The 17,799-nt window shown below is 53.1% G+C and carries 13 protein-coding genes; 3 read left to right on the top strand and 10 right to left on the bottom strand.

Features of this window, described 5'->3' with window-relative positions; all coding sequences use genetic code 11:
* Window positions 1–103: 103 nt before the first annotated feature.
* From fumC to AC0YNX_RS16505, 7 genes are all read right to left on the bottom strand, one after another.
* Entirely contained in the window at window positions 104–1,486 is a 1,383-nt protein-coding gene (gene fumC, locus AC0YNX_RS16535; protein WP_475816801.1) for a class II fumarate hydratase, read from the bottom strand.
* 115 nt (window positions 1,487–1,601) lie between these two features.
* The gene (locus AC0YNX_RS16530; RefSeq protein WP_475816800.1) at window positions 1,602–1,991 is read right to left on the bottom strand and encodes an acyl-CoA thioesterase; all 390 of its coding nucleotides are present in this window, start codon (window positions 1,989–1,991) and stop codon (window positions 1,602–1,604) included.
* Between the two features lie 429 nt (window positions 1,992–2,420).
* A complete protein-coding gene (dgoD, locus tag AC0YNX_RS16525; RefSeq protein WP_475816799.1) occupies window positions 2,421–3,554 on the bottom strand; it encodes a galactonate dehydratase in 1,134 nt (377 codons plus the stop codon).
* Window positions 3,555–3,701: 147 nt separating this feature from the next.
* Window positions 3,702–4,481, bottom strand: coding sequence for an SDR family NAD(P)-dependent oxidoreductase (locus AC0YNX_RS16520; RefSeq protein WP_475816798.1), 780 nt, complete (start codon window positions 4,479–4,481; stop codon window positions 3,702–3,704).
* Window positions 4,482–4,490: 9 nt separating this feature from the next.
* Window positions 4,491–5,819: a carbohydrate ABC transporter permease gene (locus tag AC0YNX_RS16515; protein ID WP_475816797.1), complete on the bottom strand. Its 1,329-nt coding sequence runs from the start codon at window positions 5,817–5,819 to the stop codon at window positions 4,491–4,493.
* 62 nt (window positions 5,820–5,881) lie between these two features.
* Entirely contained in the window at window positions 5,882–6,793 is a 912-nt protein-coding gene (locus AC0YNX_RS16510) for a carbohydrate ABC transporter permease (RefSeq protein ID WP_475816796.1), read from the bottom strand.
* A 93-nt stretch (window positions 6,794–6,886) separates the two neighbouring features.
* Complete coding sequence (locus AC0YNX_RS16505; RefSeq protein WP_475816795.1) at window positions 6,887–8,374, bottom strand: extracellular solute-binding protein; 1,488 nt, start codon at window positions 8,372–8,374, stop codon at window positions 6,887–6,889.
* 206 nt (window positions 8,375–8,580) lie between these two features.
* Here AC0YNX_RS16505 and AC0YNX_RS16500 point away from each other — a divergent pair, with 206 nt between their 5' ends.
* Window positions 8,581–10,392, top strand: a complete 1,812-nt coding sequence (locus tag AC0YNX_RS16500; RefSeq protein ID WP_475816794.1) for a cache domain-containing sensor histidine kinase — start codon at window positions 8,581–8,583, stop codon at window positions 10,390–10,392.
* Window positions 10,373–12,067: a response regulator gene (locus AC0YNX_RS16495; RefSeq protein WP_475816793.1), complete on the top strand. Its 1,695-nt coding sequence runs from the start codon at window positions 10,373–10,375 to the stop codon at window positions 12,065–12,067. Before AC0YNX_RS16500 ends, AC0YNX_RS16495 begins: the two co-directional genes overlap by 20 nt.
* A gap of 266 nt (window positions 12,068–12,333) precedes the next feature.
* On the opposite strand, the gene AC0YNX_RS16490 is transcribed toward AC0YNX_RS16495, so the two are convergent.
* From AC0YNX_RS16490 to AC0YNX_RS16480, 3 genes are all read right to left on the bottom strand, one after another.
* On the bottom strand, window positions 12,334–13,074 hold the full coding sequence (locus AC0YNX_RS16490; RefSeq protein WP_475816792.1) for a Bax inhibitor-1/YccA family protein: 741 nt from the start codon (window positions 13,072–13,074) through the stop codon (window positions 12,334–12,336).
* A 151-nt stretch (window positions 13,075–13,225) separates the two neighbouring features.
* The gene (locus AC0YNX_RS16485; protein ID WP_475816791.1) at window positions 13,226–14,068 is read right to left on the bottom strand and encodes an NAD-dependent epimerase/dehydratase family protein; all 843 of its coding nucleotides are present in this window, start codon (window positions 14,066–14,068) and stop codon (window positions 13,226–13,228) included.
* A gap of 18 nt (window positions 14,069–14,086) precedes the next feature.
* Window positions 14,087–15,310, bottom strand: a complete 1,224-nt coding sequence (locus tag AC0YNX_RS16480) for an enolase C-terminal domain-like protein (RefSeq protein ID WP_475816790.1) — start codon at window positions 15,308–15,310, stop codon at window positions 14,087–14,089.
* Window positions 15,311–15,956: 646 nt separating this feature from the next.
* On the opposite strand from AC0YNX_RS16480, the gene AC0YNX_RS16475 reads away from it, so the two are divergent.
* Entirely contained in the window at window positions 15,957–17,030 is a 1,074-nt protein-coding gene (locus AC0YNX_RS16475; RefSeq protein WP_475816789.1) for a M42 family metallopeptidase, read from the top strand.
* Window positions 17,031–17,799: the final 769 nt, after the last annotated feature.

The following is a 17,799-nucleotide window of genomic DNA, read 5'->3' as shown; positions in this document are numbered from 1 at the left end:
CGATTTGAAAATTTCGCTTCGTGCTCGCGATGATTTATATGAAAAAAATAATAAAGCTCACCTTCGCAAAAGGATGAGCTCCATAGACCAAGTAAATGAGCGACTATACCATATCCTCCGCACGAACGACTTCATCGAATTTCTCCGCTGTAATGAGCCCGCTTCGAATCGCCGCTTCCCGCAGCGTCAGCCCTTCCTTATGCGCTGCCTTCGCAATCGCAGCAGCATTCTCGTAACCGATGTGCGGATTCAGCGCCGTTACGAGCATAAGCGATTCGCTCAGATGTCGTGCAATCGCCTCTTGGTTCGGTTCAATCCCGCGCGCGCAATGCTCATCGAAGGAACGCATCGCGTCGCCGAGCAGCCTCGCCGACTGCAGAAAGTTGTGAATAATGACCGGCTTGAATACATTCAGCTCGAAATTACCTTGGCTTGCTGCGAATCCGATTGTCGCATCATTACCCATTATTTGGCAAACAACCATGGTGAGCGCTTCACATTGCGTCGGATTGACTTTCCCCGGCATGATGGAGCTGCCTGGCTCATTCTCCGGAATCCGAATTTCCCCGATGCCGCAGCGCGGGCCGCTCGACAGCCAGCGGACGTCGTTGGCGATCTTCATCAGATCTGCTGCGAGCGCCTTGAAAGCACCGTGGACGAAGACGATCTCGTCGTGGCTCGTCAGTGCCTGGAACTTGTTCGGCGCGCTGATGAATCGCTTACCAGTAAGATCGCTGATTGCCGAGGCGACTTTCTCGCTGAATCCCGGCGGGGCGTTCAGCCCTGTGCCTACAGCCGTACCTCCAATCGCAAGCTCGCGCAGCTCCTCCAGGCTATGCTTCACGTTGCGCTCGCCTTTCTCGAGCATGCGCACCCAGCCGCTAATTTCCTGCCCGAGCGTGAGCGGAGTCGCATCCTGCAGATGCGTGCGGCCGATCTTAATGATATCGGTGAACGCTTTGCTCTTCTCCGCAAGCGTCGCCTTTAGCTGCGCGATTGCCGGCAGGACGGTGTCCTCCACCGCAATAAGCGCGGCTATATGCATGGCCGTCGGGAAGGTGTCGTTCGAGCTCTGTGAGCGGTTGACGTCATCGTTCGGATGTACGGCCGCGCCCGTCGTCGCGCCCTGCTCCTTCAGCAGCTGCGCCGCTCGGCGAGCAATGACTTCATTCACGTTCATATTCGACTGCGTGCCGCTGCCTGTCTGCCATACGGAGAGCGGGAATTCCTCCTGCCACTTCCCTGAGATGACTTCGTCAGCGGCAGCTGCAATCGCATCAGCCTTCTTCGCGTCTAGCTTGCCGAGCCCGCCGTTCACCGAGGCAGCCGCTTTCTTCAAGTAAGCGAATGCGGTAATAAGCTCCCGCGGCATCTTCTCCGACCCAATCTTAAAGTGGTGCAGGCTGCGCTCCGTCTGAGCGCCCCACATCCGGCTCGCGTCTACGGCGATTTCCCCCATGGAGTCTCGCTCCATCCGAACATCCATTACTTTTTCCTCCTTAGAATCGACTTATTTATATATACCCTATGAAAAAAGCGATGCCGCTAAGCATCGCCCCAAATTCCATGATTGCCTATTTCTCAGGCTCCGATACGGCAGCCTAGAATTGATTCCGCAGCGCTTGCGGCAGCTCGCGGCTCTTGCGCGTGTCCACATCCATCGCGACGCTCGTCACAAGAGCATCTGCGCACAGCTCGCCGCGTTCATTCACAATCTGCTGCTTCAGCACGTAGCTTGTGCGACCTGCCCGCTCCGGCGCTGTCGTGACGGTCAGCTTGTCGCCTTGCTTGCATTCTTTGCGATAGTTGATATTAATGTTCACCGTTACCGTTTGAATGCCCATCCCAAGGAAGACGTCGTAGTGCAGCCCCGACTGCTCATACCACTCTTCTCTTCCCCACTCCAAGTATTCGAGATACTTGGCGTTATTCACATGGCCGTTCACATCAATTTCCGTGGAACGGACGATTAGCTCAAGTGTTGCTTCCATTGCAGATCACATGCTCCTTTGCCTGCCGCTTCTTATCAGGCGTCATGCTTAAGCAGAGGCATTTCGTTGCCTTCATGTTAGCGAGTTGCTGCGGTGTTGTCAAAATGATAGGTGCCTTTGTAGAGAAGAGCGAGGAACTAGCAACCTTGCAATATACCGAGTTGAGAGAGGTTTATGCCTCTCTCAGAGTGCGAACTGCCTAGGTTTGCTTGATGAGAGAGGTAATTGCCTCTCTCGGAGCAGCATAAGCTCGGAAACCAGACAATTTCCGAGTTGAGAGAGGTTTATGCCTCTCTCAGGGTGCAAACTGCCTTGGTTTGCTTGATGAGAGAGGAATTTGCCTCTCTCGGAACGACTGTAAGCCGTAGCTTCCCGCAACATACAAAAAACCGCCCCTCTCTCACCAAGAGAGGGGGCGACCACAATTCATTACCACTCCGCGAACGAGCCGTCATCGTACGCCAGACGAGGCGTGTCCCAGTCCCCGGCGAAGCTGCGTTCGATGAGCGCTTCTTCGTTGATTTCGATGCCGAGTCCCGGTCCTTGCGGAATCGCGACATGGCCGTCGATGACTTCGAACGGCTTCTTCAAGTAGCCTTCGCCAAGGTCCCACTTCTCCGCCATCGACGGATGCTCTTGAATGAGGAAGTTCGGCGTGCAAGCGTCAAGCTGCAGGCAGGACGCGAGCGAGATCGGTCCAAGCGGATTGTGCGGCGCGATGGACGCGTAATATGTCTCCGCCATGGCGGCGATTTTGCGGCCTTCGAAGATGCCGCCGGCATGGCACAGATCCGGCTGCACGATCGCGACCGCGCCTTTCTCCAGCGCTTCGCGGAAACCCCAGCGCGTGAACAGACGCTCGCCTGTCGCAATCGGAATGCTCGTCGATTGCGCGACGCGCAGCAATTGATCAACGTTCTCCGGCAAGCACGGCTCTTCGATGAACATCGGATAATACGGCTCCAGCGCAGCCGCCAATCGAATCGCCATCGCCGGGCTGACTCGCCCGTGGAAGTCGATTGCGATATCGACGCCGCTGCCGACCGCTTCGCGCGCTGCGGCGAATTTGTTCACTTGGCTCTCCACGAAGGCGAGCGAATCCACGTGGCGCACAGGAGCGTCCACACCTGTCTTAATCGCGTCAAAGCCAGCCGCGACCCGCTTCTTCGCATTCGCCGCGAACTCCTCCGGCGTCGCGCCGTGACAGTGGCAGTACATGCGGATCTTATCCCGCACCCTGCCGCCGAGCATCTCATAGACAGGCAAGTTGTAGAACTTGCCTTTAATATCCCAGAGCGCCTGCTCAATTCCGCTGATCGCGCTAACGAGCACTGGACCTCCGCGGTAGAATGTACCGCGGTACATGACTTGCCAGTGATGCTCGATGCGCAGCGGATCTTCGCCGATCAAGTAACGCTTCAGCTCTTCAATTGCCGTAGCAACCGTTAAGGCGCGGCCTTCCACGATCGGCTCGCCCCAGCCGACGATCCCTTCGTCGGTCTCAATCTTCAGAAACAGCCAGCGAGGCTTGACATGATAGAGCTTCATATCTGTTATTTTCACAATTCAAATCTCCTTCGCATCGTAAACTTTGACTCGGTAGCACACGCCGCTTGCGATTAGCCGCTCTGGTTAGCTGTTCTGATTAGCCGTTCTGGTTAGCCGTTCTGATTAGCCGTTCTGATTAGCCGTTCTGGTTAGCCGTCCTACTTAGCTGTCCTTGCCCTTCTCCGCCCATACCGGGAGCAGAGCGCCGCCATCCATATAGATCGTCGTTCCCGTCATGTAGCCCGCGCTGTCCGAGGATAGAAATACCGCTGCCTCGCCAACCTCTTCCGGTGTACAGAACCTTCCCATCGGGATGCGCGAAGAGATATTCTCGATCATCTTCTGCACGCGTTCATTGCCATCCGAAGTCCAGCTGTTCTTCGTATAGCCAGGAGCAATCCCGACGACCCGAATGCCGTGCGGAGCGAGGTCGAGTGCCATGTTCTTCGCCAGCTTGTTCACCGCAGCCTTCGCCGCCGCATACACGGTCGAGCCCGACCAGTTGCCCTCCGCATGATTCGAGCTGATATGAATGATGACGCCTTGCGTGCCCTGCTTCACCATCAATCGCGCCGCATACTGCGAGCAGAAGTACAAGCCGCGGAAATCCGTATGAACCACCTCGTCGAACAGCTCCGGCGGCGTCTCCAGAAACGGCTTCATCCGTGTAATGCCCGAATTGTTCACAAGCACATCGAGCCGGCCGAACCGAATCTCCATCTGCTCAATGAGCGAAGCGACGCTATCCAGATCGGCAATGTTCGCCTGCACCGCTTCTGCCCGAACGCCATAGCCCAGCAGCTGCTGGACTACTTCCTCCGCCTGCTCGGCGCTCTTGTTATAGTTGACGCACACATCGTAGCCCGCCTTGGCAAAAGCATGCGCAATCCCTTTGCCAATCCCGCGCCCCGAGCCGGTCACCAATGCCACTTTACGTTCCAAAGCAATCTCCTACCCTTTGAGCCCTGTAAAAGAAACGCCTTTCTCAATCAGCTTCTGACAGGACGTAATGATGAGCATAAGCGGAATTGTAGCGATAACGAGACTTGACATAATGACGTTTGCCCCAAGGCTTGCCCGCTGCTGGAAGTCATTCAGCGCAACGGTAAAGGTCCATACATCCTGCGTCCGTGCCACGACGAGCGGCCACAAGAATTCGTTCCATACCGCGATGAACGTCATAACCGCAACAACGGTGAAGATCGGCGCCGACATCGGCACAACGATGCGATAGAAGATTTTGACTTCGCTTGCGCCGTCAATTCGACCTGCCTGCAGAAGCTCGCCGGGGAGCTGCTCGAAGAACCCTTTGAACAGGAAGATAACGATCCCCCAAGCGGTATGCGGCAAAATAATGCCCCACAGCGTATTGACCAGATGCAGCTTATCCATCGTGAGATAGAGCGGTACGAGAATCGCGATCTCCGGGATCATAATCGTTGCGACGAAGAAGAGCGTCAGCCATCCTCCGATGCTTCGGCGAACGAGATGCGCCAGTGCGTAGCCCGCGGTTCCGCCGATGATGAGCTGTAGAATAATCGTGACTCCGGTGACAACAACGCTATTTAGCAGAAAGTGAGGAAAGCCGTAAGTTGCGCTGCTCGACTTGCTGTCCGAGCCGCCGGTCATCGCCCATAGCACGATATAGTTGTCGAACAACCGCTTCCAATCACTTACTTCGCCGATCGTCAGCACTTTTCCTTTGACCACTTTGGATTCGGACAGCCATTTCAATGCATTGCTCGCCTGCTGCGGCAGCTCTGTTGGAATTGCCTTCTCGCCGCTATAGGAATCGCCGTCGCCAATGTAGTCGAAGGTGGTTAGCTTGCGATCGCGAATCTTCTGCAGCTTGTTCTTCATCGTTGCATGAGTTGCGATCATCGTCGGGACAATCTCAGATCGTCCCACTGTAAACTTATATGCGGGCATGGATGCTTTATAGACGACGACGCCGTCCTTAACGCCTGTAATCCTCATCGCACCGACAGCTTCGTTCTGCATTCTTTTCCAAGTGAACCAGATTGCTTCCATCGCATCCAGCTCATAATCCGCTTCCTTCAAATCCGCGCCGTCATAATTCAGCGTGACACTGACCGTCTTCGGCACCTCGGGAAGCCACGTAGGAGGAAACTTATAGATGGATATGTTGTCCTTCATCGACGAACTGATCATCCAGACCAGCGGCACAATCGAGGTCAGGATAAAAAAGACAGCAACCGAGTAAGAGACGATCTTGACGGAGAGTCCGCCTTTCTCCTTAATACGTCCGCGTCCAGCCATGAGCTGCTCCTTCCTGCTTCACAAATCTCGCAAATCTCGCATATTTCACAATTCGCTTGAGGTTAATCCCGATTCGATACCTTAATCTGCACATACGTAATGATTGCAATAATGACGAACATGACGAACGAGATCGAACCTGCCACTCCAAAACGGAACTCCTTGAAGGAACTGTTGAAGACAAGCATGGAGAGTGTCCGCGTGCTATTCGCCGGACCGCCGCCTGTCATGATGTACATCGGGTCGAACGTTAAGAAGACGCCGCAAACAAACGAAATAAACTGAATGCCGATAATGAATTTCAGGCTCGGGAATATGATTGAACGCATTCGCCGCCATGGGCCTGCACCATCAATCTTCGCCGCTTCGATATTTTCGCTTGGAATGCCTTGCAAGGCCGAATAATAGATCAACATCCCCATTCCTGTCGCGAACACGCCTGGCAGCACGATCGACCACTTTGCCGTAGCAGGATCATTCAGCCAGCCATACGGACCAAGACCGATGAAGTGAAGCAGATAGTTCAATAAACCGTAATCCGGATTGTAGAGCCACTTCCAAAGCAGATAGCCCGCAACCGCTGGAACCGCCGTCGGCAATAAGTACAGGGAACGGAGCGTCTTGCTCGCAAACTTGATCTCGTTCAGCAGCACCGCCTGTACAATCGGCACCCAGAACGTAAGGATGAAATAAATGAAGAAAAACGCAAACGTATTCTTGAGTGCATTCCAGAACTCGGTCGAATGAATCAAATACTTATAATTATCCAACCAGACGAACTTGCCCGGCGGGTTGATGACTTTGTAATCGAAGAAGCTCATATATACGGCTTGGATGAGCGGATAGTACTTGAACAGCAGGAAACAAACAATCGCAGGGGTCAGGAATGCGATGGATGTCCAGGAGATCTTAAACCTCGGACCTGTCTTGATCCGCACTTGCACTTGAGGCTGCTGCTCTATGGCTGGTTTCAACGTAGTGACGCCTCCCTTCGAAAATGGCAGGCGGAGCAGCGCAGCTGGCACCTCATGTGCCCGCCGATCGACTCCGCCGTAGTTAACGCTGCCTTATTTCTTCACGGATGCGTTATACGCATCGACAACTTCTTTTTGCGCTGCGTCTTGCGCTTCCTGGAGCAGCTGCTTCGGATCTGATTTCTCATCTGTCAGCGCTTTTTGAACCGCTTTAACGACATATGGAGTCAGACGCTCTTTCAGGAAGTACTCGAGATGTGTGTCGGAAGCTGCTTTGTTCACGGCTGCTACAAGCTCAGGCGAGATGTCTTTCGCGAATTGCGATGGATCAACGTCGCTGCGAACGGACAGCAGGTTAGGGAAGATACCGTTGTCTTGTTGGAATTTCAGGAATTTCTCCGCTACTTCTTTGGAGTTCATGTAAGTGATGTATTTCCAAGCTGCGTCTTGCTTCTCCTTGGACGTCTTCGGATTGATAATCCAGTAAGCGCCGCCGATTTGGCCTGGGCCTTTGCCGCCAGGACCTACCGGATACGGAGCAAAGCCTACATCGTTCAGATCCATACCTTGCGCAACATAGTCGCCGAAGCCGCCGGATGCTGCATTCGACATGGCTGCTCGCCCTTGGAAAATATCGTTCATATTATCCTGGTAGCTTTGAAGCACGTTGTTTTGAACGATTTTGTACTTCCACTTGAGATCTTTATAGAATTGCAGCGCTTGAACCGAAGGATCTTCAGTGAACGCCAATTGCACAGTGCCGTCGTCATTCACGTGTGTCAGGTCGCCGCCCGCTTGCCATACGTAGTACTCGAACCACCAGTCCGCCCATTCCATGCCAAGCAGCGTAATGCCGTACTGCTTCTTGGACGTATTCGTCAGCTTCTGGCCGAATTCAACGAGCTGATCCCAGTTCGCCGGAGGCGTATCACGGTCGAGACCTGCTGCTTCGAACATCTTCTTGTTCCAGAACAAGCCGGTTACGTACATATCGTGCGGAATGCCATATACTTTGCCGTCAATTGTTCCTGCTTGCATCGAAGAAGCAATAAACTGATCTTTGTCCGCATAGCTATCCCAGTAAGGAGTAAGGTCAAGCGCAAGACCTTGACCTACCCAGTCCGCAATGATTGGGAAGTGAGCTGCATGGTAGGCATCCGGACCGTTGCCGCCCGCCATTGCCGTTACGAATACTTCACGGTCATTCGTGCCTTGCGGCATCAATTCGTGCTTCACTTTAATGCCCGGATTCGCCGCTTCGAAATCCGCATACACTTCTTCTTTCACCGATTTCATCGTATCGTCCGGATTCGGCTGATCCCATACGGTAATGTCGACGTTGCCGCCGCTTGCAGCTGCGTTATCTGTTGTCGCTGCATTATCTGATGTGTTGTTTGTCGTTGCATTCGTGTTCGAAGTGTCGTTCGTCGTTGCAGTATTGTCTGACGTGCTATTGTTGCTTGTATTCGAGCTAGTATTGTTGTTGCCGCCGTTACCGCCCCCACAAGCTGAAACAATGAGCATTAAGACGAGAACAATTGCCAAGCTTGACCATGTTCTGAACTTCAACTTGTTCTTCAATTGACTGCCTCCCTCGAATGGTTATCTGATTTACAACTCAAGTATAGGTCCGAAATGGTAGCGCTTTCTATGTAATATCTTAACATTCGATTAGCAATATTTTAATCAATTGTGTAATTCTGAGACTCCCTAAAAAAGGAAAATAGCCGAAATTGTCGAATACGTTTCGCAAAAGGGAAAGCGGTTACATCGTTAGGGGGCCTGCCATGCAATTCCGTAATAAAATGATTCTCTCCTTCTTCATCGTCATCGGCCTAACAGCCATTATCATGGGCTACTCCTACTACCGCATCATGAGCCGCGAGCTTGAAGCCTCTACCCTCCAAGGACTGGAGAAGATGACGGAGCAAACAGTCGATACACTGAATCTCCATTTCAAGACGATCTCGAATACGGGCTACAGCTATTTCAGCGATACATCGCTGCAGAAATTCCTCGACGGTCCCCCGAACTTCGACAATGAACAATATTACCGCAATAAGCTTGCCTCTCAGAAGGTGCAGAATCCGCTCATCTCCTTCATCGCAATTACCCGCATGGATGGGATGCAAATATCCAGTTATTACTATTACAACGCGAGTGTCAAAGAGCTGCTGGATCAGCAGCAAGCCAAACTTTACGAGAAGGCGCTTCAGATGGATGGCTTCCCGTTCTGGACCGTCTCGTATACGACCATTAGCACAACTGTGACTCCGGTTCAATCCGTCAGCTATATTCAGCTGCTTAAGCGCATTACGATGAATGCGCAGCGCCCCATCGGCTATATCAAGATCGATATGGACCCTGGCGTGCTTGACAAGATATTACTCGGCCTGCAAAACAACAACGGGAGCAAGTATTACATTGCAGACCACGCCGGACGCATCATCTATACGCACAATAAAGCGGAGATTGGCAAGTCCATTGCAAAAAGTCCGTTGTTCGCAGCCTATAAGCAAGCGCAGAAATCGAATGAATACGTTAACTTCCGTTTTGTGAATCAGGACAAAACGTTTATCGGCTATTATGAACGATTGAATGCCGGCGACTGGATCATCATCGGCAGCGTTCCTTTAGGCCAAGTTCTGCAAAAGGTGAATACATTTCGCAACACGCTCATCGTCGTCGCTATGATCAGTGTCCTCTCTGCCATGCTGCTCGCTTCGCTCATTGCTGCAGGCGTAACTCGTCCGCTGAAAGAGCTGAACAAGAAGATGAAGCAGGTGGAAATGGGCGACTTTGGCGCAACGGTTGAAGTGAAGGGCAATGACGAGCTGTCTACCATTCAGCATAGCTTTAACAAGATGACCTCCGAGATCAGTACGCTCATCTCCAAAGTCTACGAGACGGAGCTGCTCAAGAAAGAGGCTGAGATCAAGGCGCTGCAAACGCAGATTAATCCGCATTTTCTCTACAATACATTAAGCACCATCGACAGCATCTCTTCGATAGATGGGGACGAGCGAGTCTCGTATATTTGCATCGCCCTCGGGAGCATGCTCCGCTACAACCTGAACGGCGGCAGTCTGGCAACCGTACAGGAAGAAGTGACGCATCTGGACCAGTACCTGTCTATCTATCAGATCCGTTTCGCCAAGCTGTTCGCTTATGAGATTGACGTGGAGCCCGGCATAGAAGATTTGATTTTGCCGAAGTTTCTAATTCAACCATTGGTTGAGAATGCGATCATCCATGGTCTGGAGCAGAAGGTCGGCAACAAGTGGGTACGCGTTACGATTGGCAGTCTTGATGAAGCCTCGCTGAAAATCATCGTGGAGGATAACGGAGTCGGCATGGACCCTGCCATGATCGAGCTCTTCCACCGCAAGCTAAGCAACCCGAGCGATATCGTGTCCAGACAGTCCTCCTCCCGCACCATGATTGGACTAGCGAACGTATTCAGGCGCATTCAAATGTACTACGACAGCGACCCGAGGGTTGAAATTGAAAGTCGGCCGGGCGTTGGCACACGGATTTATTTTGAGCTGCCGAAGCAGACTGCAGGAGGGGATGGAGTGGATGAAGGTACTCATCGTTGAAGACGAGCCGCTGCTGCGGGAAGGTCTCATACGGAAGATTGATTGGAAGACACTCGGTCTTGAGCTTGCCGGAGAGGCTGGAGACGGTTTCGAAGCGATGTTCCAGCTGGTGAGCTGCCAGCCGGATATTGTCTTGACCGACGTCAGAATGCCGGGCATGGACGGTCTTCAGTTCATTAATCAAGCTCGGGTCAACTTCCCGAATGTGAAGTTTGTCATCATCAGCGGCTTCAATGAGTTCGAATATGTGCGCGAAGCGCTGCTCTATAATGTGAAGGATTATCTGCTAAAGCCAATCGACAAACAGAAGCTGCACGTGCTGCTCGCTGGACTTGTCGAGGAGCTGAAGGCGGAGCGGCAGCAGGAGGCCGATCGTTCCAAGCTGAATGAGCTGAACGAGATGATTCGCCAGAGCAACTTGCAGCCGCTGGATTTTCAGCTGACGCATCTGATCTCAGAGCAGGATGCTCGCTGGGATGGGCTGCCTGTAGGCTTGGTGCGTGGCCGATCCTTCGCTGGCGCGTCGGTGCGAATTGTATTCCGTAACGAGACCTCTCGGTTTGGCGACAATGATGAGCCGCTCGCCCGCTTCGCGGTGCAAAACAGCATCGAGAATGCACTCGCTGCGCTTCCGATTGAAGTCATCGCGTTCAAGCATGCTTATCACTCGGAAGAGATTGTTGTCTTCCTCGGTTCACAAGCGGATCGGCTTGACCTCGGGCGTATTGGGGAGACGCTCACGCAGACGATCAGCTGGATTCGCCAGCATCTCGGCCTTATCGTCTCCATCGGCGTCGGCGGCGTGAAGGAGGAGCTGACGCAGCTTCGGCTCTCCTGCATGGAAGCGCGGAAGGCTCTGCAGAACCGGCTGTTATTCGGGAATGGGAATGTTTATTTGGACTCTGGTGGCGGAGTGGCTGGAGTGAATGGCGCGGCTGGAGTGAAAAGCGGAGATGGCGCGATTGGTGCGGCTAGAGTGAAAAGCCCGGAAGGAACGGCAGTCGCGATTGGCGGTAATGGAGTGAACAGCGCTTCGTTGCTGCTGAATCAAGCGGAGCGCGGGTTGACCGCCATGCTGGAGGAAGGACGGCACCGCGAGTTTCTGGATTATGCGGCGCAGCTGTTCCGCTCCCTCGCGGAGTCGCCGGACGCGCGGTATGAACAGGTGGAATATCTGTATACCGAGATCATTCATATGCTCCGCAAGCATGCCGCCAAGACGGCCATCGACCTGCCGAACTGGAGTCTCGGCACACCGTTCGCCAGTCTCGAGAGCCTGACGGACTGGCATGATATTATTGTGATTATCGAGCAGCAGCTGGAGCGGTTAAGCAGCATGCTCGATCGCGGCGCAGAGCGCTCCTGCGACGAAATCATCGAGAGCGTGCAGCTATATGTGCAGCAGCACTATGACGAGGACTTGTCGTTGCAATGGGTGAGCGACAACTACTATATTCACCCGAATTATTTCTCGAAGCGGTTCAAGAGCGTCGTCGGCGTCAGCTTTAACGACTATGTCACGCGTGCGCGGATTGAAAGGTCGAAGGAGCTGCTTCGAACAACGACGCTGAAGATCGCGCGTATCTCTCAGCTGGTCGGGTACGAGGACCAGAATTACTTCTGCAATGTGTTCAAGAAGGTGACGGGCGTTAGTCCGTCGGCTTATCGGGTTTAGAAAAAGCCTCGTCCTTCCGCGCTGGAAGGTACGAGGCTTTTAATTTGATACGGCTTTATTAGCTAATGTGTATCCCTAGAGTACTCTCTTTCACTCATTTGGCTGCTTTTCCACCAATGTGTATCCCTAGACTACTCTCTTTCACTCATTTGGCTGCTTTTCCACCAATGTGTATCCCTAGAGTACTCTCTTTCACTCATTTGGCTGCTTCTCCACCAATGTGTATCCCTAGAGTACTCTCTTTCACTCATTTGGCTGCTTTCCGGTTAGTCGCGGCTCCGCAGCTTCGCCAGCAGACGAAGAATTTCAATATACAGCCACACGAGCGTCACCATGAGGCCGAACGCGCCGTACCATTCCATGTACTTCGGTGCGCCTTGGTTTGCACCTTGCTCGATGAAATCGAAATCCAGCACAAGGTTCAGTGCTGCGACAACGACAATAACAAGCGAGATGCCAATGCCGAGCGGCGTGCTGTCGTGCAAATATGGCACCGATACGCCGAACATGCCAAGAACCATGCTTACGAGGTAGACGAGCGCTATGCCCCCGGTTGCTGCGAAGATGCCGAGCTTGAAGTTCTCCGTCGCTCGGATCAACCGCGTCTTGTATGCAACAAGAAGGGCGAAGAACACGCACATCGTAATAAGCGCGGCTTGCAGCGTAATGCCGTGGTACTTGGTCTCGTATCCTGCCGACAATGCACCAAGGAAGCAGCCTTCGAGCGCCGCATAGATCGGAACGAGGAATGGTGCCGTCGTTGGCTTGAAGCTGATGACGAGCGCAAGGATGAATCCGCCGATAGCCCCGGCCACTACGAACGGAAGCACATTCTGGCCTTTAAAATACATCGACCACGTAGCGAACGCGGCGCCAAGGAGGATCGCCAGCGTAATGAACGCTTTGTTGACTGTCCCGTTAATGGTCATCCGGTTCGTGCTGGAATAGTTACTTGTTTTCTCAAATGTTTTGTCATTCAACGTGGGATTACCGCTGCGACCTAGCACGATCAATCACCTCTTCATATAGTTGTAAGCTTGTCACCATTATAGCACTGTCTTGTCTATTTCATGCCATCTCTATAGCAAAAAAGCCCCGCCCGCTCCATCCGGAGCAGGCGAGACCCAAACCCAAACATACTCTCACACTCGCAAACGACTATCCCTCATCCGCCCACGAACGCACCGGGCGCCAGTTCAGTAAGCGACCCGCCAGCTCGTTGCTGACGATCGCTTCGCGTCCCTCGAAGCGCTTCCGACGGTCGCGCACCGCGGGGTAGAACTCATCGAGCAGCCGCTCCGTCTCCCAATCGCTCAGCGTATCGCTGCTCGTAATGCCAAGTGACACATAGCCGAGTCCATCGGCGGTGAGCGCAGCGATTGTGGCGGAGACAGCATCATCCACATGGATGTAGCTCCACAGAATATTCTTGAAGCGCGAAGGATCGGCGAAACTTTGCCGAAGCCCACGCAGCTCCTCCCCGGTGGTGATCATCGAATAACGCATCGCCACGACCTGCATGCCATTACGGCGATTGAACATCTCCGCCGTTTGTTCATTCACAATCTTCGAGAGCCCATAGCATTCCTGCGGAATCTGCGGATGCGCTTCATCGACCGGGAAATAATGCGGGTCGAACGGAGACGGTGCCCAGCAGAAGCCGTATGACGACTCGCTTGAAGCGATTACCACCTTCTTAATACCAAGAATGGAAGCCGCCTCGAGCACATTGTACGTAGAGTTCACATTATTCGCAAAAATATGTTCATACGTATAGCCCGTCGGAGACGGGATCGCCCCCAAATGGACAATGGCATCCGCGCCGTTGATGCCGCTGATCACTTGCCCGAGTTCAGATAGATTCACCGTTATCTGCTTGCAGCGCAGCTTGTCGCTCCTGCGAGTATCCAGCGCAACGACCTCATACCCCTGTCGCTGTAGTTCCTCTATGACGCGCACGCCAAGCCTACCGCTTGCTCCCGTTACTGCGATCGTTTTCATAGCAATCACCTCCATGAATTATGGACGCACAAGCGTGCCGTCCGCCTTGCGATCTGTCGGGTATGGGAAATGGTACGCCTTGCGGTTCCACTTTTCATCGACCAGTAGCGCCGCTTTCTCCTCGTCGATATCAACGCCGAGCCCCGGCTTCTCCGATAAGTACAGATAGCCGCCTTTTCGCTCAACATGCCCTGGGAACGCCTCGCATTCCGCGTCCTTGAAATGATTAATCTCCTGAATGCCAAAATTCCACACGGCACGGTCCAGATGAACCGCCGCCGCCTGGTTCACCGGATCGTTCTCGCCGCCCTCCTGCCATGCGGTGCGGACGCCGAAGTTCTCGCCGAGCGCGGCGATTTTGCGGCAGGCGCTGATGCCGCCTGCTTTGGAGACGCGCACGCGAATGAAATCGATAAGCCGCTCGACGATGAGATCCGTCCACTCGTGCGGGTTGGCGAACAGCTCGCCGACCGCTTGCGGCGTCGTCGACTGCTGGCGCAGATGGCGATACCAGCCGATCTGCTCCGGCGGCAGCACATCCTCAAGGAAGAACAAGCTGTACGGCTCCAGCCGTTTGGCCAGTTGAACCGCGCCAATCGGCGTCAAATGCTCATGCACGTCATGCGTAAACTGCATGTCGTTGCCGAACTTCACGCGCAGCTTCTCGAACATATCCGGAATGGCGTTCAAATAAGTCGTTTCATTGAATGTAGCGCCGATCGACCAGTGCGGGTTAGGCAAGTTCGCCTCGTTATCCTTCAGGAAGCCGCCGCCGCCGTAAGAACCGAGCTGACAACGGATGACGGTATAGCCCTCTTCCTTATACCGGTGCACCGCTTCTTCCAATTCCACTTGATCGCGGCCGTCCGCATGGCCGTAGCACGGCACCGCAGCACGGCAAGCACCGCCTAGCAGCTGATACACCGGCAGCCCAGCCTCCTTGCCCTTAATATCCCAAAGCGCCATATCAATGCCGCCGATGGCCGTCTGGGTGATTGAGCCATGCCGCCAATAGCCGCTCTGATGCAGCGTCTGCCAAACATCTTCGATTCTGCTGGGGTCCCGTCCAATCAAGAGGGGAGCAAAGAGCTGCTCCACCACCTGAACGACCGCCTCCGGATTGAATATATCCGTCGCCGAACCGATTCCATAGAGTCCATCCTGATCCGTCGTCACCTTCACAATTGTCCAGCTGCCATCATGCCGTGTACGAATGCATTTCACGCCTGTAATTTTGGCCACGTTCGTTACCTCCGAATCTTATGAAAGATGATAAGTGCCTCTTCTAGCCGAAGTTGACTGATCATACGATGCCATACCGAGTGGAGCTTAAGTAAACGCTTACGAAATTCTGGAGCTGTTATGCTAGGACTGGGGAGCAGGGGATGTGCAAAGGAGGGCTGATCTGAATGAAAACTGGCTGTTTCCCCTATTGTAATCAATTCCAACTTTTGTATAAAGAGGCTTGTCGGAAGTATTTTGCATGCGTGATGACATGTTGCAGTACCTCATGTGCGGGAGCTTATCCCCCAAAAGCAATGCGATAACCGTCTACATCTTCAATCGTTAATTCGCTGAAGATGTCATTCAAATCCGGTCTTCTTACAATCGGAATATGATAATAGCCCACAACCGGCATACTCCTATGCTTAATGGCTTCGTGATCATCGTATCAACCTCCTCTTTTGTTCCGTAAAAGACCAGATTCGCATCTCAACATTCTATAAAAGCTATCCGCCTTCACCTGCTCCCCATCACAAAATAAGCGCAAAATGGTTCCGAATCCATTGAATTTTATTTGATCTTCGACCTAAAGTTTACCCGTGCTGCCAAAAGGTTTAAAATGAGAGTGGTCATTAGATTAAACGAATAGCGAGGTACGTTAGCCATGAATCATGAAACGATGGAACTGATGAAGACTCTGACCGATTTTCAAGCGGCATCCGGATTCGAGCGAGAGCTTAGAGGCTTTGTACGCGGAGAAATTGAGAAATATACGAGCGAGATTGTAACTGACAGACTTGGCAGTATTTTTGGTGTGATGCGGGGCGACGAGAGCGGTCCGGTCATTATGGCAGCAGGCCATCTGGATGAAGTTGGCTTCATGATTACCGGCATCACCGAGAACGGCATGCTCAAATTCCAGACGCTCGGCGGCTGGTTCAGCCAGGTGTTGCCTGCGCAGCGCATTCAAGTGATGACCGATAACGGTCCAATCGTCGGCATTATCGGCACGACGCCGGTTCATCTGCTCGATGAATCAGCGCGCGGGAAGCCGCTCGATGTGAAAGGCATGTACGTCGACATCGGCGCGGACAGCCGCCAGCATGCCGAAGAGGTTGGCGTGCGCATCGGCCAGCAAGCGGTGCCTTATTGCGAGTTCACGCCACTGGCGAATCCGAAGAAGATTATGGCAAAAGCATGGGATAACCGCTACGGCGTCGGCCTTGCCATCGAGCTCCTGAAAGAGCTGAAGGGCAAACAGCTGCCGAACGTGCTCTACTCCGGTGCTACGGTTCAGGAAGAGCTCGGCCTTCGCGGCGCGAAGACGGCATCCTCGCTCATTAAACCGGACTTGTTCTTCGCGATGGATGCGAGCGCGGCGAACGATATGAACGGCGACAAGTCGCAGTTCGGCCAACTTGGCAAAGGCGCGCTGCTGCGTATTTACGATCCAACTATGCTGACTCACCGCGGTATGGTCGAGTATGTGAAGGATATGGCCGATACGCACAAAATTCCGTATCAGTACTTCGTCTCGCAAGGCGGTACAGACGCTGGCGCGGTACATACGCAAGGTATCGGCATCCCGTCGACGGTTATCGGCGTATGCGCAAGATATATCCATACGTCCGCATCCGTTCTTCACACGGACGACTACGATGCGGCGAAGGAGCTTCTCGTGAAGCTGGTTCAAAATTGTGACCGGACGACATATCAGACGATTATTGACCGTGCATAGAAGAGGAGGTCGCCACTAGTAATAGTGGCGGCTTTTTTTGTGCGGAGAGTAGGTAGCGCGGCAGTAAAAAGTTACTTTGAACCGTTCGATCCGCACTACCCCTCTCTTCACCTGTCCTCCCACTCTAACGAACTCAGGAAACGCTATTTGCCCAATTTCGCCCACTTTGAAATTCTAACGAATCGAGGAAACGCTATTCGGCGAATTTCGAGTGTTTTACGGTTGTTTTTGACCAAATAACTTGCCTGGAGTTCGTTAGATTTTAGCATTGTGCGATTTTGACCAAATAGCGTTTCTGAGGTTCGTTAGCGCAGTTAGTGTACCGAAAACAGAATACATGCTGTGTATACGAAGCTTGCAACCACCCACGATGCCAACCCCTAACCCCTAACGGAACCAGGAAGCGCTATTTGCTCATTTTCGCCCAATTTGAAATTCTAACGGAACTAGGAAACGCTATTCGGCTAATTTAGCATGTTTCACGCTTGTTTCGGGCCCAATAACGTCGCTGGGTACCGTTAGAATTTTGCAGCGTACAATTGTGGCCGGATAACGCTTCTTAGTTATGTTTGCGCATTTACTTTACGGGGACAGCGTCGGGTGGCGACTTGTGGTGGTCGGGGTTCCAGGGTTGCGGGTTGCGGGGTTGCGGGGTTACGGGTTACGGGTTACGGGTTACGGGTTACGGGTTACGGGTTACGGGTTACGGGTTACGGGTTACGGGTTACGGGTTACGGGTTACGGGTTACGGGTTACGGGTTACGGGTTA

The organism is Paenibacillus sp. J31R98, from assembly GCF_056269245.1.
This window is presented reverse-complemented; position numbering and strand designations above follow the sequence as displayed.

What these genes read in the sequence shown, in the direction of transcription:
- fumC (WP_475816801.1), bottom strand. Translation starts at nt 1,486, where the DNA reads ATGGATGTTCGGATGGAGCGAGACTCCATGGGGGAAATCGCCGTAGAC.
- AC0YNX_RS16530 (WP_475816800.1), bottom strand. Translation starts at nt 1,991, where the DNA reads ATGGAAGCAACACTTGAGCTAATCGTCCGTTCCACGGAAATTGATGTG.
- AC0YNX_RS16515 (WP_475816797.1), bottom strand. Translation starts at nt 5,819, where the DNA reads ATGGCTGGACGCGGACGTATTAAGGAGAAAGGCGGACTCTCCGTCAAG.
- AC0YNX_RS16500 (WP_475816794.1), top strand. Translation starts at nt 8,581, where the DNA reads ATGCAATTCCGTAATAAAATGATTCTCTCCTTCTTCATCGTCATCGGC.
- AC0YNX_RS16495 (WP_475816793.1), top strand. Translation starts at nt 10,373, where the DNA reads ATGAAGGTACTCATCGTTGAAGACGAGCCGCTGCTGCGGGAAGGTCTC.
- AC0YNX_RS16485 (WP_475816791.1), bottom strand. Translation starts at nt 14,068, where the DNA reads ATGAAAACGATCGCAGTAACGGGAGCAAGCGGTAGGCTTGGCGTGCGC.
- AC0YNX_RS16475 (WP_475816789.1), top strand. Translation starts at nt 15,957, where the DNA reads ATGAATCATGAAACGATGGAACTGATGAAGACTCTGACCGATTTTCAA.